Below are 20,940 nucleotides of genomic sequence, written 5' to 3'. Positions count from 1 at the left end.
TTCCGGCTAGATGTCAAAATTGACCATGTTGCGCATGACGAAGATGCCGATCGACATCCAGATCGCCGAGACACCCATAATGAAATGGCCGCGTGGATCGGTGAAAAGGATCATCATGTAGTTCGGCGACGTCATGTAGACGAGGGTCGCGACGATGAAGGGCAGAGCCCCGATGATGACGGCCGACGCCTTGGCTTCCATCGAGAGCGCCTGGACCTTGGCCTTCATCTTCCTGCGCTCGCGCAGCACCTTGGAGAGGTTGCCGATCGCTTCCGACAGATTGCCGCCGGCCTGTGACTGGATGGCGATGACGATGGCGAAGAAGTTGACTTCCTGGAGCGGCATGTGGATCGTCATGCGGGCGCAGGCGTCGGGGATACTGAGGCCCACCTGCTGCGCCTCGATCACCCGCAGGAACTCGCTCTTGACGGGCTCGGTGCCTTCGGTGGCGATAAGGCGGATCGCATCGTTGAGCGGCAGGCCTGATTTGATCGAGCGCGTGATGACGTCAAGCGCGTTGGGGAGTTCGTTCAAAAACTTGGTCTGGCGGCGCTTGATCAGGAAGCCGACGATCCAACGCGGCAGGCCGAGACCGGCGACGACGGCGATACCGACCATGACCATCCACGACGCGCCGACGACCAAGGCCACGAGCAACAGCACAGAGGCGAAGACGGCGCTGATGAGATAGAATTTCGCCACCGTGATCGTCAGGCCGGCCTGCACCAGCCGGGATTTCATCGACAAAGTCTTCTTGGTCTTTTCGTGCTGGCGTTTTTCCAGATCCTTCAGATTGTCCTGCACGGATTTGCGGCGCTTCGACAGTTCTTGCACCCGGTCACGGGCAGCCTTGACCTTGACCCGGTCGCTTTCGGCCGATTTGACGCGATTGATGCGGCTTGCCGATTTCTTGTCGGCCTCGATCTTCGAAAACAACAGGGCATAGGCGACCGCCGCCGCGGAGACGGCGGCGAGGACGACGATTGCCAGCACTATGGGGTCGAACCCGAACATCTCGCCTATTCCTTGGTTTTCGCTTCCATCGCGTCGAGGGCAGCGGCAAGGCGCTTTTCCTCGTTGAAGTAGCGGGCGCGATCCCAGAAATGCGGCTTGCCGACGCCGGTCGACATGTGCCGGCCGACCAGGCGACCGTTCGCATCCTCGCCTTCGATCTCGTAGCGCATCAGGTCCTGGGTGATGATGACGTCGCCTTCCATGCCGATCACCTCGGTGATCTGGGTGATGCGGCGCGAACCGTCGCGAAGGCGCGCCGCCTGAATGACGACGTCAACCGAGCTGGAAATGATCTCGCGCACCGTCTTTGCCGGCAGGGTGAAGCCACCCATGGCGATCATCGATTCGATACGGCTCAGGCATTCGCGCGGCGTGTTGGCGTGGATGGTGCCCATCGAGCCGTCGTGACCGGTGTTCATCGCCTGCAGCAGGTCGAAAACTTCAGGCCCGCGCACTTCGCCGACGATGATGCGCTCGGGACGCATACGCAGGCAGTTCTTGACCAGATCGCGCATGGTGATCTCGCCCTCGCCTTCGATATTCGGCGGGCGCGTTTCGAGACGGACAACATGCGGCTGCTGCAGCTGCAGTTCGGCCGTATCCTCGCAGGTGATGACGCGTTCGTCCCTGTCGATATAGTTGGTGAGGCAGTTCAGAAGCGTGGTTTTACCCGAGCCGGTGCCGCCTGAAATGACGACATTGCAGCGCACGCGCCCGATGATCTGCAGCACGGTTGCGCCTTCCGGCGTGATCGCGCCGAAACGGACGAGCTGATCGAGCGTCAGCTTGTCCTTCTTGAACTTGCGGATGGTGAGGGCCGGCCCGTCGATCGACAGCGGCGGCGCGATGACGTTGACGCGCGAACCGTCCGGCAGGCGGGCGTCGCAGATCGGGCTCGATTCGTCGACGCGGCGGCCGACCTGGCTGACGATGCGCTGGCAGATCGAGAGAAGCTGCGCATTGTCGCGGAAGCGAATCTCGGATTCGATCGTCTTGCCGCCGACTTCGATGAAAGTCTGGCCGGCGCCGTTGACCATGATGTCGGCGATGTCGTCGCGCGCCAGCAACGGCTCCAGCGGGCCGTAGCCGAGGACGTCGTTGCAGATATCCTCGAGCAGTTCTTCCTGCTCGGAGATCGACATCGCAAAGTTCTTGATGGTGATAATGTCGTTGACGATGTCGCGGATTTCCTCGCGGGCGCTTTCGCCGTCGAGCTTGGAAAGCTGCGAGAGATCGATCGTGTCGATCAGCGCGGAAAAGACCTGCGCCTTGGTGTCGTAATATTCATCGGTACGGGCCGGGCGCTTGCGCTGCGGCGTCTGCATCGGCGGTGGCGTCACCTGCTGGCGTGCGGACTCGCGCGAGGGTTCGACCAGAATGGAGGGGGAAGAGGCCGCAGGGGCGGCGGCCGGAGCCGGCGGCGGAGGAGCAATCGCCCCCCCGACCTTTCCGGAACCTTCGTTTCCGCGTTTTCCAAACATGCCACTCGATCCAATCTGCTCGTTCTAAAGCATTTCCCGATCTCTCCGAGTCACGGAAATGCTCTATCTTTTTGTTTTCACGCAATTCCGGATGCAAAACCGCTGCCCGCTTTTGCTGGAATTGCTCATCGTCTACTTGCGCTTCAGGAGGCCCAGCAGGCCGCCCTTCTTCGCCTTCCTGATCGCGACACGGCCGGTGACGATGTGCGATATCTGCGAAAAGGTTTCCGCCGTCGGCGACTTCGGGTCGACTTCGGAAATCATCCGGCCACTGTTGGCGGCATTACCGAAGAGATTAATGTCGAAGGGGATGATCGCGATCGGATCGATCTCCAGCGGCTCACAAAAATCCGACGGCGAAATTTCCGGCCGTTTCGGCATGCCGACCTGATTGAGGATGAGGTGCGGCGGCCGGTCGTTCGGCCGCATCTTGCGCAGCGCGTCCAGCATATTCTTGGCGTTGCGCAGATTGGCGAGATCGGGAACCGCTGCGATGACCACCTCGTCGACGCTCGACAGCACCGAGCGTGTCCATTCCGACCAAGCATGGGGAACATCGAGCACGGTGACGGGCGCGCTGCGCTGCAGGACGTCGAGCACCGGCTGGAAGGCCTGGCCGTCGAAATCATAGGCACGGTCGAGCAGCGAGGGTGCGGCAAGCAGCGACAGATGCTCCGAGCATTTCGTCAGCAGGCGGTCGAGGAAGACCTCGTCGAGACGATCGGGTGCGAAGACCGCTTCGGCGATGCCCTGGGCCGGATCCTGATCGAAGTCGATGTTCGCCGTGCCATAGGGCAGGTCGAGATCGGCGAGGATCGTCTCGGTGGAGAAGAGATTGGAAATGCCGAAGGCGCAATTATGCGCGATGGTCGAAGCGCCGGTGCCGCCCTTCGAGCCGATGAAGGCGATGCTGCGGCCGAGCGGCTCAGCTTCCGGATCGACGAAGATCGAGGCCATCGCCGCAAGGATATCGGGCATGGCGACGGGCTGGACCATATATTCGGAAATGCCGTTGCGGATGAGTTCGCGATAGAGCCCGATATCGTTGTAATAGCCGATAATGACGACCTTGGTCGTCGGATCGCAGACGGCGGCGAGAGGCGCGAGCTCGCCGAGCAGGTTCGCGGCATTCGCCTTGGTCTCGAGGATGATGAGGTTCGGCGTCGGGGCGCCGGAAAACATATTGGCGGCAGCGGCGATGCCGCCGCTGGTGATGCGCATGCTGACTTTCGCGACGCGCCGATCATTGGCGCAGCGTTCCATGACATGCTGCAGGGCCTCGCTCTCGCAGAAGGCGTGGACGGAGATGCGCGGCAACGGCCGCATGTTTTCCAGATCCGCCATGCGCACCGCCTCCTCGGCGTTACGAAGCTCGCTGGGGTTTTTAATTTCGTATTCGATCGCGCTCATCGTCCCGTTCCGCCTCAGAAGCTGCTGTCGCTGCCGACATCTTCGATCGTCGATGTCGTCGTACGGTATTCCTGGATGGCATTGTTACGCCGCTGTGCGTCGATCGGGGTCATGCCGCGGGGTGCCACCAGATCCTCCGGATTGGCAATCTGGGCGGCAAGGTTGTTCTGTGAGGCGCAGCCGAAATTATAATAATTCTGGTTGGTCAAATCGTTTGAGATGTCCTTCGGCCACTGACCGCATTGCGTGGTGACCGCGGTGGTGCCGGTAAAGCTCAGCCGGATCGGCGCCGCATCGCCGGGACCGGCGGCGGCATAGGAGGTGTTGACGATTTTCGAGCTTGCGATCCCCCTCGATGTCAGCTCGGCACGGACCTGATTGCGCAGCTGATAGGCTGCCGCCGAATTCGGCGAGCCTTGCGGCGACAGCACGTAAACCGGCCCCGAGGCGCGCGAGATGTAGTTTGCGGCAAAGCCGCGGATGAGGTCGCGCTGGGCGATGGTCAGGCGGCGATCGGTGGAGGCGACGGGTATATCCACCGTCTGCTCCGCCTCCGTGACGATGATCGGGTGGCGGGCGCGGTAATCGTCCGGAATGCCACCGGTCGTCAGTTGGTCATGCGGGCCAGCGCATCCGGAAAGGATCGCCATCGACATGGCGGCCATCGCAAAAAACGCCTTCGAGATTCCGAAGCGGGGTGTCGTCGCAATCATATGGGCCATCGCCTGATCTCTGTTTTCTGCCATTGCTGCCGATCGTGCCCCGCTCATTTGTAGATGAACCCGATCGAGCCGTGGAACTGCGCGTCTGCAACGGGCGCCTCGCGGCGGCCATAGACCTTGTTGACACGGTTGAGGAAGAAGGTCGCACCGTCATTCTCAGGGCTGAAATTGTCGTCCGGCCGGTTGAGCTGGTTGCGCGCCACCGGGCGCACCAGATAGGGCGTGGCGATGATGACGAGCTCGGTTTCCTGACGCTCGAAACCCTTCTGGCGGAAGAGCGTCCCGAGTAGCGGGATCTTCGAGACACCGGGCGTGCCGCCCATCGTCTGGGAAACATTGTCGCGGATAAGGCCGGCGAGCGCGATCGAGCCGCCCGAAGGCAGCTCCACCGAGGTTTCCGCCGAGCGGCGCTGATAGGTGGCGTTGCCGCTTCCGGCCACCGGTTCGGAGACGTTGGTCTTGATCTGCAGGCTGATGCGGCCCGATGACAGCACGACCGGTTTGAAGGCGAGGCTGATACCGTAGTTAAACGGCGTGACGGTGACGTTGCCGTCGCTGTCGGTCGTCGAATAAAGCTGCTGGCCACCGGAATTGAAGGTCGCGGCCTGGCCCGATATCGCCGTCAGCGTCGGTTCTGCGAGCGTCTTGACGACCTTGGCCTGTTCCAGTGCGTTGAGGTAGGTCGAAATGTCGTATTTGCCGATCGAGCTCTTGAAAAGAGCCGCCAGGCCGCCACCGACTGTCGATGTGGCGCTGTCGGCGCTTGGGCTGCCGAGCTGGGCGACCGTCATGCCGGAAGAATTGGAAACCAGATTATCGAAGCCGAGCTGCTTCAGCACCTCGCGGCGGACCTCGGCGATCGTCACCTTGAGGGTGACCTGATCCTCGCCCTCGATCTGCAGAAGGTTGACGACCTGCGAGCTCTGGCGACCTTCGGCAAAGAGCGCCACCGAGCTGTCGCCACCGGTGCCGGATGCCGTTTCGGTTCTGGTCGTCGCCTCGCCGCCCTTCAGGAAGACCTGCGCCAGATCGGCCGCCTGTGTGGCATCCTGCGGCGTGCGCACGGTGCCGGTCAGCACGATGTTGTCGGAGACGATTTCGACGTTGATGTTGGAGTCAGGAATGAAGCGGCGGAGATTGACTTCGAGGCCGGAGACGTCGCGCTCGATCTCGATGTCGAGATTGACGATCTCCTGTCCACCGGCGCCGAAGACGAAGATATTCGTCTGGCCGACCTTCTTGCCGAACAGGTAGATGCGCCGCGAGGTGCGGGTCACGGCATCGGCCATGGTCGGATCGGAGACGAGGATATCATGCGCATCCTCCGGCAGATCGACGACGACGGCCTTGTTGAGCCCGAGCTTCAGCCGGCGATGAGCGTTGGAGCCGGTCTGCGAGATCCGGACCAGGCTATCGGAATCGGCATGCGCCTCGCTTGCACCGAAAAGCGGGGAGAAAGAAGCCGGCACCATACCGGAGACGCCGATTGCCAGCGAAAGGCAACCTGTCAGGAGAGGTCCGGCGCGCCGCGTTGAATTGCCCATTTGCACGTCCCTTACTCCGCCTTCGGTGCTGCGCTGGCATCCGTGACGATGGCGCCCGATTTGATGACCTGGATGATCGCACTGCCGTTGTCGCCGCTCAGCAGATAGTCGGCGGCGCTGGTATCCTGCTCCTGCGCATCGGCGACCGAGCGCAGCGCGAGCGACAGCCGGTCCGCCATCTGCTGGGCGACGGCAAGAACCTTCGTTTGATCGGGCGTGAGCTCGAGCGTCGCGGTCGTGCCGACCACCGATTTCGAGCCGTCGTCCTTTTCCTGGATCTGCTGGTCGATGGCGAGGACGCGGACATTGCTCAGCACGGTTTCGGTGATGAGCTTGTCGGCCTCCGCGCCCTTGCGGACCATGATGACGTCGACGCGATCATTCGGCAGGATGAAACCGCCGGCGCCCGTTGCCACCGATATCTCGGTCGCGACGGCGCGCTTGCCGGCCGGCAACAGCGAGGAGAGGATACGGCTGCTGGAATCGGCGATCTTTTCCGGCCGGATCGGTTCGCCTTCGAAGATCGGCAGACGCACGACGGCGCCTTGCAGATCCTTGATCGCATCCGGCTTGTCGGCTTCGGTGATGAGGCCGGGAACGACGCCGCCCTGCGGCCAGGCCATCCAATGCACCGACTGATCGTCCAGCCTTGCGCCGACCGCCAGATTGCCGCTCGAGACGAGGATGTTGACGGTCGGTTCCTTCTCGACGACCGAGCGGACCTGGGTAACGACACCGCCACTGCCGGCCATTTGCATTGCCAGGAGGCCGGCGAGGCCGGCTGCCACCACGGCGACAGCTAGGATTATAAGGCGAGCCGGTTTCATCGATCATTCCTCAGGGCACGACATGTTCGCCCTGTAGAATGCTCTGCAATTGGTATAATTATGGTTAATGGAACGCTTACATTTTAAGTTAACGGGCATTTAAAATGCCGTTATTTCAGGCTTTCCAGCGCGGTGAGGAACAGCGGCGAAGAAGGAAAGGCCATGAAGCCGCCGATCGCGATCGCGATGCCATAGGGGATCTTCTTGGCCAGCAGAACCGAGCTTGGCACCGGCAGGCCCATGGCGAGGATGGTATTGGACTGCGTTCTCACCAGCAGGATGAGCAAGGTGATGAGACCGCCGATCGCGGCCACATCGGTCATCAGGAAAAGCAGCGATTCATTCAGACCGAACCAGAGCGCGGTAGCGCTCAACAGCTTGGCATCTCCGCCGCCCATCACATTGAATGCAAAGAGAGCAAAGCAGGCGCTGAATACGATGGCGGCGCCGGCAAGATGCATGCCGATCACTTCCAGTCCCAAGCCGGAGAACGGCGCAAGAACGAGGAAAGAGGCGATCAGGATCACGGAAATGCGGTTCGGGATCGTCATGGTGAACAGATCCGAGAAAGCAGCCATGGCGAGGCAGAGTGGCAGTATCACGAAGACTGAAGCTGCGATCATGCGTATACCCGATCGTAACGAGATGCGAAAAGGCTCACGGCCGTTCAGCCTGTGAGCCCGCTCGGATAGTTCGGCCGGAGCAAATCCGGCCGGTATTGCGCGGACGCCGCAAGGCGGCAGCCAGCTCAGCCGCCGCTTGCGGTGACAGAGGTGTCCATCTTGGTGCTCAAGCCGTTGAACGTGTTGCCGATCTTGCCGCCGAGGCTCGTTGCGCCAGTGATGAGCGCTACGGAAATGAGGGCGGCGATCAGGCCGTATTCGATTGCGGTCGCGCCGGATTCGTCCTTCAGAAAACGGCTAAAAAGCTTGGTCATGGTAACTCCTAACTCCAGTTGATGTTCAGCACGTCCGCCAACTGTTTGCCGTTGATCGGATGACTGCAACCTAGCGAATGGCCGTTTCCATCGGCTTAAGGAAAAGAGTTAACGACATGTGAACGAGACAACAGGCCTTTGTATAGTCAGTATTTTCTTACGCACTTACCTCAATATTTAACAATATTCCTGAAATAACTGCTGCATTCATCCGGAAATAGCACAAATTCCGCTTCCAACCGAGGCGTGCGCCGCCATGAGGCCGTCCCAAATCGGAGCATTACGCTTCATCCTGGAACAGAGCGGTAGACTTAAGGCTTCGTTTACCATTTTTTTCCATTCTATGTGCATCTTGTGCTGTGATCATGAAAGAGGACCCAATGTCATCGAGCGGCAAAACCATTTTCTTTGCCGGCATGATCGCCGTTTTCGGTGTTTCGGGAGTGTCCGCGGCCGCAGACGATGACATGCTGCGCGTCTACATGGATCACGCGCGCGTATTGAAGCTCGACCGCCCCGTCAGCAAGGTGATTGTCGGCAATGCCGCAGTCGCCGATGCGACGGTCGCCGACGCCAAGACCATCGTTCTGACGGGACGTAGCTTCGGCACCACCAATCTGGTCCTTCTCGATGCCGACGGCAACGCGATCCTCGACGAACGCATCCTGGTGTCGATCGACGAGGGCAATACGGTGCGTGTCTACCGTCAGACCCAGCGCTCCGTGCTGTCCTGCACGCCGAACTGCGAGCAGCATGCGCAGCAAGCGGCCACCGCGACCGCCTCCCCCTGAGTGACTTTCCTTCAGCTTGTTCGTCGATTCGTTAAAATCGTCGTGTCAGGTTGAAACGGAAAATCAACGAACGGACCTTAGTCTGACGACTGAGAATGTCGCTCGGGTCCAGGCAATGATGACAATCGATCAGCAGACGGATAAGGGGTGCGCTTTTGCGCCGTTCCGTTTCTTACGGTTTCGCGCTCTCGCCCGCTCGCGCGACGGCGCAGCGGCGATCGAATTCGCCTTGCTCGCCATTCCCTATTTCCTGGTGATTTTCGCAATCCTCGAAACTTTCGTCGCCTTCGCCGCCGAAGAACTCGTCTCCAATGCCGTCGATACGATGAGCCGCCGGATGCGAACCGGGCAGATCACCTATAATCTCGGCCGCACGACCGATATGAACCAGGCGCAATTCCGCCAGGCTTTCTGCGATGAGATCTCGATCCTGGTCCGCTGCTCGGCGAGCGAAGTCGCCACGCCGAGCAAGCTCTACGTGGATGTGCAGACGTTCAGCACGTTTTCGGCCATTCCGACGACGATCCCCAAGCTTTCTACCGACAAATATGCCGATATCAACACGGCGGCCTTCAAATATGCGCCGGGCGGCGCCGGCACGATCAACATGGTCCGCGCCTATTACCGCTGGGAAATCATCACGGATCTGGTTCGGCCCTATATCACCACGATACGTCCCTCCGACGGTTCGATGCCGAGTCAATATCTGATCGTCGCAACCGCGGCTTTCCAGAACGAGCAGTATCCGTAATGGCGTTGCGCAACCCGTTCACCAGACTGGTCCTGACGATGCGGCGGCTGGCCCGCGACCGCAAGGGCGCCGGCGCGATCGAATTCGCGATCCTCTTTCCCGTGCTGATCATGCTCTATATCGGCGCTTTCGAGATCACGGTCGGCCTCAGCGTCAGCAAGCGCGTGACACGCGCCGCAGCAACGGTGGCCGACCTCGTCACCCAGCAGCAATCCGTCACGAAGAGCGCGCTCGCGCAGATGCCGTCGGTCGCAACCGCGATCTTCGTGCCCTACAACTCCACATCGCTGACGCTGAAGATCACCGGCATTAGCATCGATGCCGGCGCCAATGCGAAGGTGCTCTGGTCCTGGGCGCAAGACGGGACGGTGCCCTATGCCAAGTACGCCACGGTGAGCAACGTGCCGTCCGATATGAAGACGGCGAACAGTTTCCTGGTCCGGACTGAGCTCAGCATCCCCTATAGGATGTTCCTGTTCGCCCCAAACTTCATGCCGGATGGCATGCGTACGATCACTATCAGCCGCAGTTATTTCTACCGCCAGCGGCAAGGCGACTCGATCCCCTGCGGCGACTGCTGACGACCGCCTCCTGCTCCTCTCTGCTGCATAGCTCCCTAATCGAAATCGATTGGGAGCTATGCAGCAATTCAAAGTGTTACAGTGTCCTTTGCGCGTCTGAAAAAGACGCGCGGCGCTGCAATTTGCCAAGCCGGCCGCAGCATTATATGGCTGGATCTCAGCCGCCTCCGATATTGCAGAGGCCGCGATCGGTTCTCTCGGGTGTAAAATGGCGCGTGCCTTTCTTTTCGTTCTGGATTCCTTCGGCGTTGGCGGAGCGCCGGATGCGGCGGCCTATGGCGACGAGGGCGCCGATACGCTTGGCCATATCGCCGAGTTCTGCGCAGCCGGAGCCGGAGACCGCGCCGAGTTGCGCGAAGGGCCGCTTTCCCTGCCCAACATGTCGGAACTCGGGCTGATGCAGATCGCGCGGTCCGCCTCCGGTCGGTTTCCGGCCGGCATGCTCGTCCCAGAGAAGGTCTACGGCATTTATGGCGCCGCCACCGAAATCTCCCGCGGCAAGGATACGCCATCAGGCCATTGGGAAATCGCGGGAACACCGGTCAGTTTCGATTGGGGTTATTTCCCGATAGAGGGCGACGCCTTTCCTGCCGAATTCATCGAGGCGCTATGCAGGGAGGCTGACGTGCCCGGCATCCTCGGCAACTGCCATGCTTCGGGAACGGAGATCATCGCCCGGCTCGGCGAAGACCATATCCGCACCGGCAAGCCGATCTGCTACACCTCCTCGGATTCCGTCTTCCAGGTCGCGGCGCACGAGGTACATTTCGGCCTCGATCGTCTACTCGCCTTCTGCCGTTTGGCCCGGGGGCTGCTCGATCCCTACAATATCGGCCGTGTCATCGCCCGGCCCTTTATTGGCCAGTCCGCCTCTACTTTCCAGCGCACCGGAAACCGGCGTGACTTCTCCGTGCTGCCGCCGGAGCCGACGCTGCTCGACCGGCTGATCGAGCACGGCCGACATGTGCATGCTGTGGGAAAGATCGGCGATATATTCGCGCATCAGGGCATTTCCAGGGTCGTCAAGGCGAACGGCAACGAGGCGCTGATGGATGCGTCGCTCGCGGCGATCGATGAGGCTGAGGACGGCGATCTCGTCTTCACCAATTTCGTCGATTTCGACATGATCTATGGCCACCGCCGCGACGTGCCGGGTTATGCCGCGGCACTCGAAGCCTTCGATGCGCGCTTGCCCGAAGTCCACAAGAAACTGAAGCCCGGCGATCTCGTCGTGCTCACCGCCGATCATGGCTGCGATCCGACCTGGCGCGGCACGGACCATACGCGCGAGCGCGTGCCTGTCATCGCCTATGGCCCCGGCATCCGGTCGCGTTCGATCGGCGTGCGCCGCAGCTATGCCGATATCGGCGAGAGCATCGCCCGGCATCTCGGCATCCCTGTTGGACCGCACGGAAGGAGTTTTCTGTGACATCGCATTTGAAGAAGATCGAACTTCACTGCCATCTGGAGGGTGCGGCACCGCCGGCGCTGACCGAGGCGCAGGCACGGAAATACGGCGTCGACATCAGCGCACAGCTTCGCGACGGCGCCTATGTCTGGCATGATTTCGCAAGCTTCCTCGAATGTTACGACAAGGTTTCCGAAGTCTACAAAACCGAGGAGGACTATGCACTTCTGACCGAAACCTACCTCGACGAACTCGCCGGCATCGATACTATCTACAGCGAGCTCATCGTTTCGCCCGACCACGGCAAGCGCATCGGGCTAGGCGCCGATGCCTATATATCGGGTATCTGCGAAGGCATCCGGCGGGCCAAGGAAAAGAGCGGCATCGAGGCCCGGCTGATCGTCACCGGCGAGCGGCATTTCGGTCCGGAGAGCGTGATTGGTGCTGCCGAATATGCAGCAAAGGCCGGCAATCCTCTGATTACCGGGTTCAACCTTGCCGGCGAAGAGCGCATGGGCCGTGTGGCCGACTATGCCCGCGCCTTCGATATCGCCCGCGATGCCGGCCTCGGGCTCACCATCCATGCCGGCGAGGTCTGCGGCGCCTTCAGCGTCGCCGACGCGCTCGATGCGGTGCGTCCCTCGCGCATCGGCCATGGCGTGCGCGCCGTCGAGGATCCCGATCTGGTGAAGCGGCTTGCCGATCTCGGCACCGTGCTCGAGATTTGCCCGGGCTCCAATATCGCGCTCGGGGTCTTTCCCGATTTCGCGTCCCATCCGCTGCGCCGGCTGAAGGAGGCAGGTGTCAGGGTGACGATCAGCTCGGACGATCCGCCTTTCTTTCAGACTTCGCTCAAGCGGGAATACGAACTTGCGGCCGGGACCTTCGGCTTCGGCGACGCCGAGATTAATGCCATGACACGCACTGCGATCGAGGCCGCCTTCGTCGACGATGAGACACGAAAGACTTTGCTCGCCCGGCTTTAAAAGACTCCGGAGATTGGGGATGATCGGCACAAATTGACCGCCACTCTTGCGGTCGGGCCGATTTCCGTGAAAGAAACATTCGATAGAAAGAATGAAAGGCTTCCCCATGGACGGCGTCACAGTCATCGATCATCCGCTTGTGCAGCACAAGCTCACCATCATGCGGCGCAAGGAGACATCGACGGGAAGTTTCCGGCGCTTGCTGCGCGAAATCTCGACGCTGCTCTGCTACGAGGTGACCCGCGATCTCGAACTGACGATGGAAACGATCGAGACGCCGCTGCAAACGATGGAATCGCCGATCCTAGAGGGCAAGAAGCTGGTCTTCGCCTCGATCCTGCGCGCCGGCAACGGGCTGCTCGAAGGCATGCTCGATCTTGTGCCGTCCGCCCGCGTCTCGCATATCGGCGTCTACCGCGACCACGAGACGCTGCAGCCGGTCGAATATTACTTCAAGGCGCCGGAGGACGTGGCCGAACGGCTGATCATCGTCGTCGACCCGATGCTTGCGACCGGCAATTCCTCGATCGCGGCGATCGACAAGCTCAAGGAACGCGGCGCTCACAATATCCGCTTCCTCTGCCTGCTCGCCGCCCCGGAAGGCATCCGCAATTTCCGCGCCGCGCATCCCGATGTTCCGGTTTTCACCGCATCGATCGACAGCCATCTCAACGAGAAGGGCTACATCATGCCCGGCCTCGGCGATGCCGGCGACCGCATGTACGGCACCAAGTAATTTCAGCCTTCCTTTACCAAATCGAAAGACTTTACGGCCCGGTGGTTCAATCCGGGCCTTTTGTTGTCGATCTTAGCAACTTATCAGCACTTGAGGTTTAGGAAGCCTGAAGCATGAGGCCCTGCATGAAGCGGGGTTTATACAGGAAGGATTTCTGTTTCATGCTCGTGCGTACCGTCCTATTCGCCAGCATCGCCGCGGTGCTCGCCACACAGGTGCCTTCCTTCTTCGGAAGCACCAGCCAGCAGCCTGCTGACACCCTCTCCGCCAATTACGTATCGACCGAAAGCGATGAGCCCACTGTACCCGCGCCCGTCTCCGGTAGCAATGCGATCCGTCTGCAGGCCGATGCGCAGGGCCACTATACCGGCAGCTTCAAGATCAACGGCAAGCCGGTGCAGGGCCTGATCGATACCGGCGCCACCTATGTGGCGCTCAACGAGACGCTCGCCCACCGGCTGGGCTTCACCGCCAACCAACTGGATTTCCGTTACGGGGTGAACACCGCGAACGGCCAGACGAAGGCCGCGCATGTGACACTCGGCCGGGTCGAAATCGGCGGCATTCGCGTGCGCGATGTCGAAGCCTTCGTCCTGAGGGACAATGCGCTGACGACGACGCTGGTCGGCATGAGTTTCCTGCAGAAGCTCGCCTCCTATTCCGTCGCCGACGGTTCGCTCAGCCTCAAGCAATAAACTGCGTCAGATCAGGCCCGCAATCACCGGTGTCAGCCCCGGCCTGTCCTCGGTGATGCGATAATGCAGGGCAAGTGCCGCAGCCGCCCGCTCCGCCGCGGCTTCGTCAGCGGCATGAACGAGCGCGATTGGTTCGCCCGCGTTTACGCGGGTGCCAAGCGGCAGGAGTTCGGAAAAGCCGACGCGATGGTCGATCCTGTCCGCCGGATGGCGTCTTCCGCCGCCGAGATCGATGACGCTGACGCCGATACCGCGCGCATCACAAGCGGAGAGCCAGCCGGACCGGGCGGCCGGGACAGGTTTTTCCACAGGCGCCCTGGCCAGGTATCGGTCGGGATTTTCGATGAGATCGGCCGGGCCGCCGAGCATCGATACCATACGCGCGAAGACTTCAGCCGCCTTTCCCGACGACAGGGCCTGGCGCGCCATTCCCTCAGCTTCATCAGGCGAAGCGGCGACGCCCGATTTCACCAGCATCTCGGCGGCGAAGGCGAAAACGACGATATCAAGCCGCGTGTCCCTTTTCCTGCCCGCGAGAAAATCCAGGCAGTTGCGCATCTCGACGGCATTGCCGGCACTATCGGCGAGCGGCTGGTTCATGTCGGTGATCAGGGCCGAGGTCTTCACGCCGGCGCCATTGGCCACCTCGACCAGCGACTGCGCCAGGATCTCCGCCTGGCCGCGGTCAGCCATGAAAGCGCCGTTGCCGACCTTGACGTCGAGCACCAGCGTCTCGAGCCCGGCCGCAAGTTTCTTCGAGAGGATAGAGGCGGTGATGAGGGGAATGGAATCGACGGTGGCGGTCACATCGCGCACGGCATACAGCCTGCCGTCGGCGGGCGCCAAGGTGCCGGTCTGGCCGATGATGGCGCATCCCGCCTCCTTCACGACCTTGTGGAACAGGTCCGCGTCTGGGGTGATCAGATAGCCGGGAATGGATTCGAGCTTATCCAGCGTGCCGCCGGTATGGCCGAGACCACGCCCGGAGATCATCGGAACGGCGAGGCCGCAGGCGGCGGCGATCGGCGCCAGCATCAGCGAAACATTGTCGCCGACGCCGCCGGTCGAATGTTTGTCGGCGATCGGGCGATCGATATCGGCCCATTGCAGCCTGTCACCGGAATCGGCCATCGCCAGCGTCAAGGCCACGATTTCGGCTCGCGACATGCCCTTGAACCAGACGGCCATGGCGAATGCGCCGATCTGGCCTTCCGACAATCGACCGGCAGCGAGTGCCGCGATGAAGGATCGGATATCGGCGGCGGCAAGTTCGTCGCCATCGCGCTTACGCCGAATGATCTCCTGCGGAATCATTTCAGTAGCTCGACGCTGCGGCCGGTGCCGACTGTGTTCCACTTAGAACCGCCAGGATATCGTCGAGCAGGTCGGAAGCGCCGAAGCGGAACGTCGACGGCATCGCCCAGTCCGGTGTCATGATGGTTTCGGCAAGGCTCAGATAGAGTGCGGCATCGGCCACCGAGCCGATACCGCCTGCCGGCTTGAAGCCGACCTTGCGGCCGCTTTCGCGGATAGCGCGGATCATGATGTCAGCGGCTTCGAGCGTCGCGTTGACGGCGACCTTGCCGGTAGAGGTCTTGATGAAATCGGCGCCGGCTTCGATGGCGAGTTCGGAGGCATGGCGGATCAATGCCGCATCCTTCAGCTCGCCAGTCTCGATGATGACCTTGAGAAGAACGGGGCCGGCGCATTCGGCGCGCACGGCCTTGACCATGTCGATCACCGCCTTCTCGTTGCCGGCGAGCAGCTTGCGGTAGGGGATGACCAGATCGATCTCATCGGCGCCATCGGCAATCGCCTCGCGTGCTTCGGCAGCGACATCGGCCACTTCCAACTCGCCAGAGGGGAGATTGACGACGGTCGCGATACGCACGGCATGCCCGGTGCCAAGGTTATTGCGGGCCTGAGCGACGAACCGCGGCCAGATGCAGATCGCAGCACTGTTGCCGTAGGGCGTCTGCGCGCGGGCGCAGAGCGCGTCGATCTGCGCCTCGGTGCAATCATCCTTCAAATTGGTGAGATCGAGAAGAGAAAGGGCGACAGCCGCCGTTTCCCGGTTGGAATGGCTATTCATCTTCGCTTCCTCTAGAGCACGATGCCGAAAAGTGTGAGCGGTTTTCGGCATCATGCTCTAACTCCTTAATGTAGAACAGGATTCAGATTTTAGGCCGACCCGGCCTAAAATCATCCTGTTCCAGCCGAAATCATGTCTTTCAATATGGCGGCGAGACGGGCGCCGCCGATGGGCGCCATGTCCTTGGTTTCTTCATGGCTGAGCTCATTGCCGGTCATACCTGCCCCATAGTTGGTGATAACGGAGGCGGCTGCAACCCTCAGGCCCAGCATTCTTGCGATGATGACCTCGGGCACCGTCGACATGCCGACGGCATCGGCGCCAAGGATGCGCGCCATGCGGATTTCCGCCGGCGTTTCGAAGCTTGGACCGGAGAACCACATATAGACACCTTGCGCCAGCTCGATTTCAAGCTTTGTCGCTGCCCTTTGCATCGCCGCCGCAAGGCCCGCATCATAGGCATTGGTCATGCCGACGAAACGGTGATCGCTTTCCTCGCCGATCAGCGGGTTCATGCCGGAATAGTTGATGTGATCGGTGATCTGCATCACCGAACCGGGCGGCATGTCATCGCGCAGCGATCCGGCCGAATTGGTCAGGATCAGCGCTTCGACGCCGAGCGCCTTCAGCACCTCGATCGGCAGGCGCATGGCGTTGGCATCGCCCTTTTCGTAATAATGCACACGGCCGGAGAGCATGACGACAGGCACGCCGCCGAGGCGGCCGGCGACGACTTCGCCTGCATGGCCAGATACGGCGCTGACGGGAAAGCCCGGCAGGTCGCGATAGGGGACACGGACGGCGCCGTCCAGCTCACCGACGAGGGAGCCGAGGCCGGAGCCGAGCACGATGCCGTGGCGCGGCTTGATGCCCCCGAGCAATGCGGCGAGCAGGCTGACCGTCGCCTTCATCCGAGTTCGGTCTCGAAGCCGAAGGGAAGAAGCTCTTCCATCGTCATGGTCTTCTTCACGCCCGCCTCATCGCAGAGGTAGATCTTCGTCTCCTTGGAGGCGAATTCGGAGATCTTCTGACGGCAGCCGCCGCAGGGCGGGCAGAGCGGCAGCTTCTCGGCAATGACGGCCATCTCGACGATCTTCTTCGCGCCACCCATGATCATGGCGCTGATCGCCGTGGGCTCGGCGCACCATCCTTGCGGAAAGGAGAGGTTTTCGATGTTGGCGCCGGTATAGACCTTGCCGTCCTCGGCGCGGATCGCCGCGCCGACCGGAAATTTCGAATAGGGCGCATGGGCAAAGGCCATGGCGCCGCGGGCGGCTTCGAACAGATCGTGAGTCATATCAACGCTCCTTCGTATAGGGCACGCCACCGGCTTTCGGCGGGGTCGCGACGCCGATGAAGCCGGCAAGCAGGACGCAGGTCAGGACATAGGGCAGCGCCTGGAAAACCTGAACCGGCACTTCGCCGATCAGCGGCACCTGCTTTCCCTGCATGAAATTTGCCAGCGCATCGAGGAAGCCGAAGAGCAGGCAGGCAAACATGACAGGTACCGGCTTCCACTTGGCGAAGACGAGAGCTGCAAGCGCGATGTAGCCCTTGCCGGCCGACATGTCCTTGATGAAGGCGGCGGACTGAGCAATTGCCAGATAGGTGCCGGCAAAGCCGCAGAGAATGCCGGCACACATGACGGCGCGGTAACGCAGCCAGGCGACCGAGATGCCGGCCGTATCGACCGCGCCCGGGTTTTCGCCGACGGCGCGGAGCCGCAGGCCGAAACGTGTGCGGTAAAGCACCCACCAGGAAAATGGCACGGCGAGAAAGGCGAGATAGGTGAGGACATTGTTGCCCGATATGACATTGGCATAGATCGGGCCGATGATCGGTATGTCGCGGGCGCCATCGGCGCCCGGCAGGATGATCGGCGCAAAGCGCGACTCCGGCGCCAGCTGCGGCGTGCGTCCGCCCTGGCCGAACCAGGCCTGACCGAGCACGATGGTGATGCCGGCGATGAAGAAGTTGATCGCGACGCCGGACACAATCTGGTTGCCGCGGTTGGTGATCGAGGCGAAACCGTGCACCAGGCTCAGCGCCACCGAGCAGAGGATGCCGGCACCGAGTCCGAGCCAGGCCGAATCGGTGAGATAGGCAACGCAGGCGGCGGCGAAGGCCGAGCCCAACATCTTACCCTCGAGGCCGATATCGAAGATACCGGCGCGTTCCGAAAACAGACCGGCAAGGGCGGTGAAGATCAGCGGGATCGACAAGCGGATGGTCGAACTCAGAACGCTGATGAAGATGTCATAATAATCCATCGCCCGCTCCTTAACCGCGCTTGAACTGTTGGTAGAGACGCACCATCGCCGGTCGGAACATGTATTCCAGCGCACCGGCAAAGAGGATTACCAGACCCTGGATGACGAGGATCATCTCGCGGGTGATGTTCGGCATTTCGAAGGAAATCCAGTCGCCGCCCTGGTAGAGGATACCGAAGAGGATCGCGGCCATGATGATGCCAAGCGGGTGGTTGCGGCCCATCAGCGAGACGGCGATGCCGACGAAGCCGGCACCACCGACGAATTCCACCTGCAGACGGGCCGACGAACCCATGACCGGGTTCAGCGCCATCATGCCGGCGAGCGCGCCGGAGAGCAGCATGGCGATGATCACGGTGCGGGCATAGGGAATACCGGCATAGGCCGCCGCCGTCGGGCTGACGCCCAGCGTGCGCATCTCGAAACCGAGCTTGGTGCGCCAGACGAGCAGCCAGACGAGGTAGCTGACGACGAGCGCAATGATGAAGGAGACGTTGAACGGGGCAGCCCCCAGCTTGGCGCCGAACAGCTGCATGACCCAACCGAGCTTCGGCAATTGGCCGCCTTCGAGGAACGTTCGGGTTTCCGGCGCCATTTTGCCCGGCACGATCAGCACATGCACCAGGAGGTACACCATCAGTGCTGCGCCGATATAATTGAACATGATCGTCGTGATGACGATGTGGCTGCCGCGTTTTGCCTGCAGGAAGGCCGGGATGAATGCCCAGGCTGCACCGAACAGGCCGGCGCCGGCGACGGCGATCGGCATCGTCACATACCACGGCACATAACGATCGAGCGCCAGCGCCACCAGCGCGCAGCCGAGGCCGCCGACATAGGCCTGACCTTCGGAGCCGATGTTGAACAGGCCGGCATGGATCGCCACCGCGACGGAGAGCCCGGTGAAGATGAAACTCGTCGCATAATACAGCGTGAAGCCGATGCCTTCGCCATTGCCGAGCGCGCCCTGAATCAGCAGCGACAGCGCATCGAGCGGGCTCTCGCCGATCAGCCAGACGACGAAGCCGGAGATCAGGAAGGCGACGATGAGGTTCAAAATCGGGATGAGGCCGTAGTTGATCCAATTTGGTAGCGGAACGGAAGCAGTGCTCATAAAGGCCTCACGCGGCAATGCCGGCCATCATCAGGCCGAGGGTCTGTTCACCGGCATCGGGCGTCTTCTCGCCGACGATATGGCCGGCAAACATGACAAGGATACGGTCTGAAAGGGAGCGGATTTCATCGAGTTCGACGGAGACGAGCAGGATTGCCTTGCCCGCGTCACGCATTTCGATGATCCGGCGGTGGATGAATTCGATGGCGCCGATATCGACGCCACGTGTCGGCTGGCCGATGATCAGCATCTTCGGATCGCGTTCGATCTCGCGGGCGACGACGATCTTCTGCTGGTTGCCGCCGGAAAAATTCGCCGTCTTCAGCCGCGGGTTCGGCGGGCGGATATCGTATTTCTCGATCTTCTCCATCGCATCCTTGCGGATCGCTTCGAGATCGAGCAGCGGGCCTTTGCTGTAGGCCGGGCGGCGATGATAGCCGAGCACCGAATTTTCATATTCCTCGAATTTCAGCACCAAGCCCATATGGTGGCGATCCTCGGGAATATGCGCGAGGCCGAGATCACGCAGGCGGGCGGGATCAGCCTTGTCGATCGTCTGACCGTCGAGCAGGATTTCGCCGGAGGTCGGCTTGCGGATGCCGGCAATCGCCTCCAGCAATTCGGACTGGCCATTGCCGGCGACACCGGCGATGCCGACGATCTCACCGGCGCGCACGTCGAAGGAGACATTGTCGACCATGGTGACGCCGCGATTGTCCTTGACCGTGAGGTTGCGGACGGACAGCATCGCGGCCCCAGGGTTCGCCTCGCCCTTCTGCACGCGCAGCAGCACGCGGCGGCCGACCATCAGTTCGGCGAGTTCCTCCACCGTCGTTTCCGACGTCTTGCGGGTCGCGACCATCTCGCCGCGGCGCATGACCGAGACCGTATCGGTGATCGCCATGATCTCGCGCAGCTTGTGGGTGATGAGGATGATCGTCTTGCCCTGGTCGCGCAGCACCTTGAGGATGCGGAAGAGGTGATCGGCCTCTGCCGGCGTCAGCACGCCGGTGGGCTCGTCGAGGATCAGGATCTCGGCGCCGCGATACATGGCTTTCAGGATCTCGACACGCTGCTGCAGGCCGACCGGCAGCTCTTCAATTAGCGCGTCGGGATCGACCTCCAGACCATATTCCGTTTCCAGCCGCTTGAGCTCGGCGCGGGCCGATGCAACGCCCCTGGCCAGCAGCATGCCGCCTTCGGCGCCAAGCATGATGTTTTCAAGCACCGTGAAATTGTCGACCAGCATGAAATGCTGGTGCACCATGCCGATGCCGGTGGCGATCGCCGCCTGGCTGTCACGGATGGTGACGGGATTGCCGTTGACGCGGATCTCGCCGCTGTCGGCATGGTAGAAACCATAGATGATCGACATCAGGGTCGATTTGCCGGCGCCGTTTTCGCCGATGATGCCGTGGATCGTCCCCTTGGCAACGGTAAGGTTGATGTCCTTGTTGGCGTGGACGGCACCGAATTTCTTGTCGATGCCGACAAGCTCGATAGCGGGCTTATCTGTCACTGCAGACTCCAAATAAGAAAAGGGCGTATGGCGAAAATCCCCTCCGCCATACGCCCGATCTC

General features: G+C 61.4%; 22 protein-coding genes. 7 read left to right on the top strand and 15 right to left on the bottom strand.

Annotated elements, in window-relative coordinates; all coding sequences use genetic code 11:
• Positions 1-6: 6 nt before the first annotated feature.
• The 8 genes from RLCC275e_RS22855 to RLCC275e_RS22820 form a co-directional block, all read right to left on the bottom strand.
• Complete coding sequence (locus RLCC275e_RS22855) at positions 7-1,014, bottom strand: type II secretion system F family protein (protein ID WP_033181147.1); 1,008 nt, start codon at positions 1,012-1,014, stop codon at positions 7-9.
• 5 nt (positions 1,015-1,019) lie between these two features.
• Positions 1,020-2,495 carry a TadA family conjugal transfer-associated ATPase gene (locus tag RLCC275e_RS22850; RefSeq protein ID WP_017989964.1) on the bottom strand — a complete coding sequence of 492 codons (1,476 nt, stop codon included), beginning with the start codon at positions 2,493-2,495 and terminating at the stop codon, positions 1,020-1,022.
• Positions 2,496-2,627: 132 nt separating this feature from the next.
• Entirely contained in the window at positions 2,628-3,905 is a 1,278-nt protein-coding gene (locus RLCC275e_RS22845) for a CpaE/TadZ family protein (RefSeq protein ID WP_033181146.1), read from the bottom strand.
• A 14-nt stretch (positions 3,906-3,919) separates the two neighbouring features.
• Positions 3,920-4,675 (bottom strand): CpaD family pilus assembly protein, encoded by a 756-nt coding sequence (locus RLCC275e_RS22840; protein ID WP_017995713.1) that lies wholly within the window; start codon positions 4,673-4,675, stop codon positions 3,920-3,922.
• The gene (locus RLCC275e_RS22835; protein WP_033181144.1) at positions 4,672-6,171 is read right to left on the bottom strand and encodes a type II and III secretion system protein family protein; all 1,500 of its coding nucleotides are present in this window, start codon (positions 6,169-6,171) and stop codon (positions 4,672-4,674) included. The genes RLCC275e_RS22840 and RLCC275e_RS22835 overlap by 4 nt, the downstream gene beginning before the upstream one ends.
• A gap of 11 nt (positions 6,172-6,182) precedes the next feature.
• Entirely contained in the window at positions 6,183-6,998 is an 816-nt protein-coding gene (gene cpaB, locus RLCC275e_RS22830) for a Flp pilus assembly protein CpaB (RefSeq protein WP_033181143.1), read from the bottom strand.
• 110 nt (positions 6,999-7,108) lie between these two features.
• Complete coding sequence (locus tag RLCC275e_RS22825) at positions 7,109-7,621, bottom strand: A24 family peptidase (protein ID WP_033181142.1); 513 nt, start codon at positions 7,619-7,621, stop codon at positions 7,109-7,111.
• Between the two features lie 125 nt (positions 7,622-7,746).
• Positions 7,747-7,935 (bottom strand): Flp family type IVb pilin, encoded by a 189-nt coding sequence (locus RLCC275e_RS22820; protein WP_010067423.1) that lies wholly within the window; start codon positions 7,933-7,935, stop codon positions 7,747-7,749.
• A gap of 380 nt (positions 7,936-8,315) precedes the next feature.
• Between RLCC275e_RS22820 and RLCC275e_RS22815 the strand changes: the two genes are divergently transcribed.
• The 7 genes from RLCC275e_RS22815 to RLCC275e_RS22785 all read left to right on the top strand — a co-directional run bounded on the left by RLCC275e_RS22815 (position 8,316) and on the right by RLCC275e_RS22785 (position 13,883).
• Complete coding sequence (locus RLCC275e_RS22815; protein ID WP_033181141.1) at positions 8,316-8,726, top strand: pilus assembly protein N-terminal domain-containing protein; 411 nt, start codon at positions 8,316-8,318, stop codon at positions 8,724-8,726.
• Positions 8,727-8,841: 115 nt separating this feature from the next.
• Positions 8,842-9,477 (top strand): TadE/TadG family type IV pilus assembly protein, encoded by a 636-nt coding sequence (locus tag RLCC275e_RS22810; RefSeq protein WP_033181140.1) that lies wholly within the window; start codon positions 8,842-8,844, stop codon positions 9,475-9,477.
• Positions 9,477-10,058 carry a TadE/TadG family type IV pilus assembly protein gene (locus RLCC275e_RS22805; protein WP_033181139.1) on the top strand — a complete coding sequence of 194 codons (582 nt, stop codon included), beginning with the start codon at positions 9,477-9,479 and terminating at the stop codon, positions 10,056-10,058. The genes RLCC275e_RS22810 and RLCC275e_RS22805 overlap by 1 nt, the downstream gene beginning before the upstream one ends.
• A gap of 208 nt (positions 10,059-10,266) precedes the next feature.
• Positions 10,267-11,487, top strand: coding sequence for a phosphopentomutase (locus RLCC275e_RS22800; RefSeq protein ID WP_033181138.1), 1,221 nt, complete (start codon positions 10,267-10,269; stop codon positions 11,485-11,487).
• A complete protein-coding gene (locus tag RLCC275e_RS22795) occupies positions 11,484-12,452 on the top strand; it encodes an adenosine deaminase (protein ID WP_033181137.1) in 969 nt (322 codons plus the stop codon). The genes RLCC275e_RS22800 and RLCC275e_RS22795 overlap by 4 nt, the downstream gene beginning before the upstream one ends.
• A gap of 106 nt (positions 12,453-12,558) precedes the next feature.
• A complete protein-coding gene (gene upp, locus RLCC275e_RS22790) occupies positions 12,559-13,188 on the top strand; it encodes a uracil phosphoribosyltransferase (RefSeq protein WP_003544477.1) in 630 nt (209 codons plus the stop codon).
• A 125-nt stretch (positions 13,189-13,313) separates the two neighbouring features.
• Positions 13,314-13,883 carry a TIGR02281 family clan AA aspartic protease gene (locus RLCC275e_RS22785; RefSeq protein ID WP_033181136.1) on the top strand — a complete coding sequence of 190 codons (570 nt, stop codon included), beginning with the start codon at positions 13,314-13,316 and terminating at the stop codon, positions 13,881-13,883.
• Positions 13,884-13,889: 6 nt separating this feature from the next.
• On the opposite strand, the gene deoA is transcribed toward RLCC275e_RS22785, so the two are convergent.
• From deoA to RLCC275e_RS22750, 7 genes are all read right to left on the bottom strand, one after another.
• The gene (gene deoA, locus RLCC275e_RS22780; RefSeq protein ID WP_033181135.1) at positions 13,890-15,197 is read right to left on the bottom strand and encodes a thymidine phosphorylase; all 1,308 of its coding nucleotides are present in this window, start codon (positions 15,195-15,197) and stop codon (positions 13,890-13,892) included.
• 1 nt (position 15,198) lies between these two features.
• A complete protein-coding gene (gene deoC, locus RLCC275e_RS22775; RefSeq protein WP_033181134.1) occupies positions 15,199-15,975 on the bottom strand; it encodes a deoxyribose-phosphate aldolase in 777 nt (258 codons plus the stop codon).
• 110 nt (positions 15,976-16,085) lie between these two features.
• On the bottom strand, positions 16,086-16,886 hold the full coding sequence (locus tag RLCC275e_RS22770; RefSeq protein WP_033181133.1) for a purine-nucleoside phosphorylase: 801 nt from the start codon (positions 16,884-16,886) through the stop codon (positions 16,086-16,088).
• Positions 16,883-17,272, bottom strand: a complete 390-nt coding sequence (locus tag RLCC275e_RS22765; RefSeq protein WP_033181132.1) for a cytidine deaminase — start codon at positions 17,270-17,272, stop codon at positions 16,883-16,885. The genes RLCC275e_RS22770 and RLCC275e_RS22765 overlap by 4 nt, the downstream gene beginning before the upstream one ends.
• A gap of 1 nt (position 17,273) precedes the next feature.
• Entirely contained in the window at positions 17,274-18,245 is a 972-nt protein-coding gene (locus tag RLCC275e_RS22760; protein WP_003555863.1) for an ABC transporter permease, read from the bottom strand.
• A gap of 10 nt (positions 18,246-18,255) precedes the next feature.
• Positions 18,256-19,359 (bottom strand): ABC transporter permease, encoded by a 1,104-nt coding sequence (locus RLCC275e_RS22755; RefSeq protein ID WP_033181131.1) that lies wholly within the window; start codon positions 19,357-19,359, stop codon positions 18,256-18,258.
• Positions 19,360-19,366: 7 nt separating this feature from the next.
• Positions 19,367-20,878 (bottom strand): ABC transporter ATP-binding protein, encoded by a 1,512-nt coding sequence (locus RLCC275e_RS22750; RefSeq protein WP_033181130.1) that lies wholly within the window; start codon positions 20,876-20,878, stop codon positions 19,367-19,369.
• Positions 20,879-20,940: the final 62 nt, after the last annotated feature.

The organism is Rhizobium brockwellii, from assembly GCF_000769405.2.
Classification (GTDB): Bacteria; Pseudomonadota; Alphaproteobacteria; order Rhizobiales; family Rhizobiaceae; genus Rhizobium; species Rhizobium brockwellii.
This window is presented reverse-complemented; position numbering and strand designations above follow the sequence as displayed.

Coding starts and splice junctions, on each gene's coding strand:
- RLCC275e_RS22835 (WP_033181144.1), bottom strand. CDS start 6,171: ATGGGCAATTCAACGCGGCGCGCCGGACCTCTCCTGACAGGTTGCCTT.
- RLCC275e_RS22765 (WP_033181132.1), bottom strand. CDS start 17,272: ATGACTCACGATCTGTTCGAAGCCGCCCGCGGCGCCATGGCCTTTGCC.
- RLCC275e_RS22845 (WP_033181146.1), bottom strand. CDS start 3,905: ATGAGCGCGATCGAATACGAAATTAAAAACCCCAGCGAGCTTCGTAAC.
- RLCC275e_RS22815 (WP_033181141.1), top strand. CDS start 8,316: ATGTCATCGAGCGGCAAAACCATTTTCTTTGCCGGCATGATCGCCGTT.
- RLCC275e_RS22805 (WP_033181139.1), top strand. CDS start 9,477: ATGGCGTTGCGCAACCCGTTCACCAGACTGGTCCTGACGATGCGGCGG.
- RLCC275e_RS22755 (WP_033181131.1), bottom strand. CDS start 19,359: ATGAGCACTGCTTCCGTTCCGCTACCAAATTGGATCAACTACGGCCTC.
- RLCC275e_RS22770 (WP_033181133.1), bottom strand. CDS start 16,886: ATGAAGGCGACGGTCAGCCTGCTCGCCGCATTGCTCGGGGGCATCAAG.
- cpaB (WP_033181143.1), bottom strand. CDS start 6,998: ATGAAACCGGCTCGCCTTATAATCCTAGCTGTCGCCGTGGTGGCAGCC.
- RLCC275e_RS22850 (WP_017989964.1), bottom strand. CDS start 2,495: ATGTTTGGAAAACGCGGAAACGAAGGTTCCGGAAAGGTCGGGGGGGCG.
- deoC (WP_033181134.1), bottom strand. CDS start 15,975: ATGAATAGCCATTCCAACCGGGAAACGGCGGCTGTCGCCCTTTCTCTT.
- RLCC275e_RS22840 (WP_017995713.1), bottom strand. CDS start 4,675: ATGAGCGGGGCACGATCGGCAGCAATGGCAGAAAACAGAGATCAGGCG.
- upp (WP_003544477.1), top strand. CDS start 12,559: ATGGACGGCGTCACAGTCATCGATCATCCGCTTGTGCAGCACAAGCTC.
- RLCC275e_RS22785 (WP_033181136.1), top strand. CDS start 13,314: ATGAAGCGGGGTTTATACAGGAAGGATTTCTGTTTCATGCTCGTGCGT.
- RLCC275e_RS22825 (WP_033181142.1), bottom strand. CDS start 7,621: ATGATCGCAGCTTCAGTCTTCGTGATACTGCCACTCTGCCTCGCCATG.
- RLCC275e_RS22810 (WP_033181140.1), top strand. CDS start 8,842: ATGATGACAATCGATCAGCAGACGGATAAGGGGTGCGCTTTTGCGCCG.
- RLCC275e_RS22855 (WP_033181147.1), bottom strand. CDS start 1,014: ATGTTCGGGTTCGACCCCATAGTGCTGGCAATCGTCGTCCTCGCCGCC.
- RLCC275e_RS22820 (WP_010067423.1), bottom strand. CDS start 7,935: ATGACCAAGCTTTTTAGCCGTTTTCTGAAGGACGAATCCGGCGCGACC.
- deoA (WP_033181135.1), bottom strand. CDS start 15,197: ATGATTCCGCAGGAGATCATTCGGCGTAAGCGCGATGGCGACGAACTT.
- RLCC275e_RS22760 (WP_003555863.1), bottom strand. CDS start 18,245: ATGGATTATTATGACATCTTCATCAGCGTTCTGAGTTCGACCATCCGC.
- RLCC275e_RS22800 (WP_033181138.1), top strand. CDS start 10,267: ATGGCGCGTGCCTTTCTTTTCGTTCTGGATTCCTTCGGCGTTGGCGGA.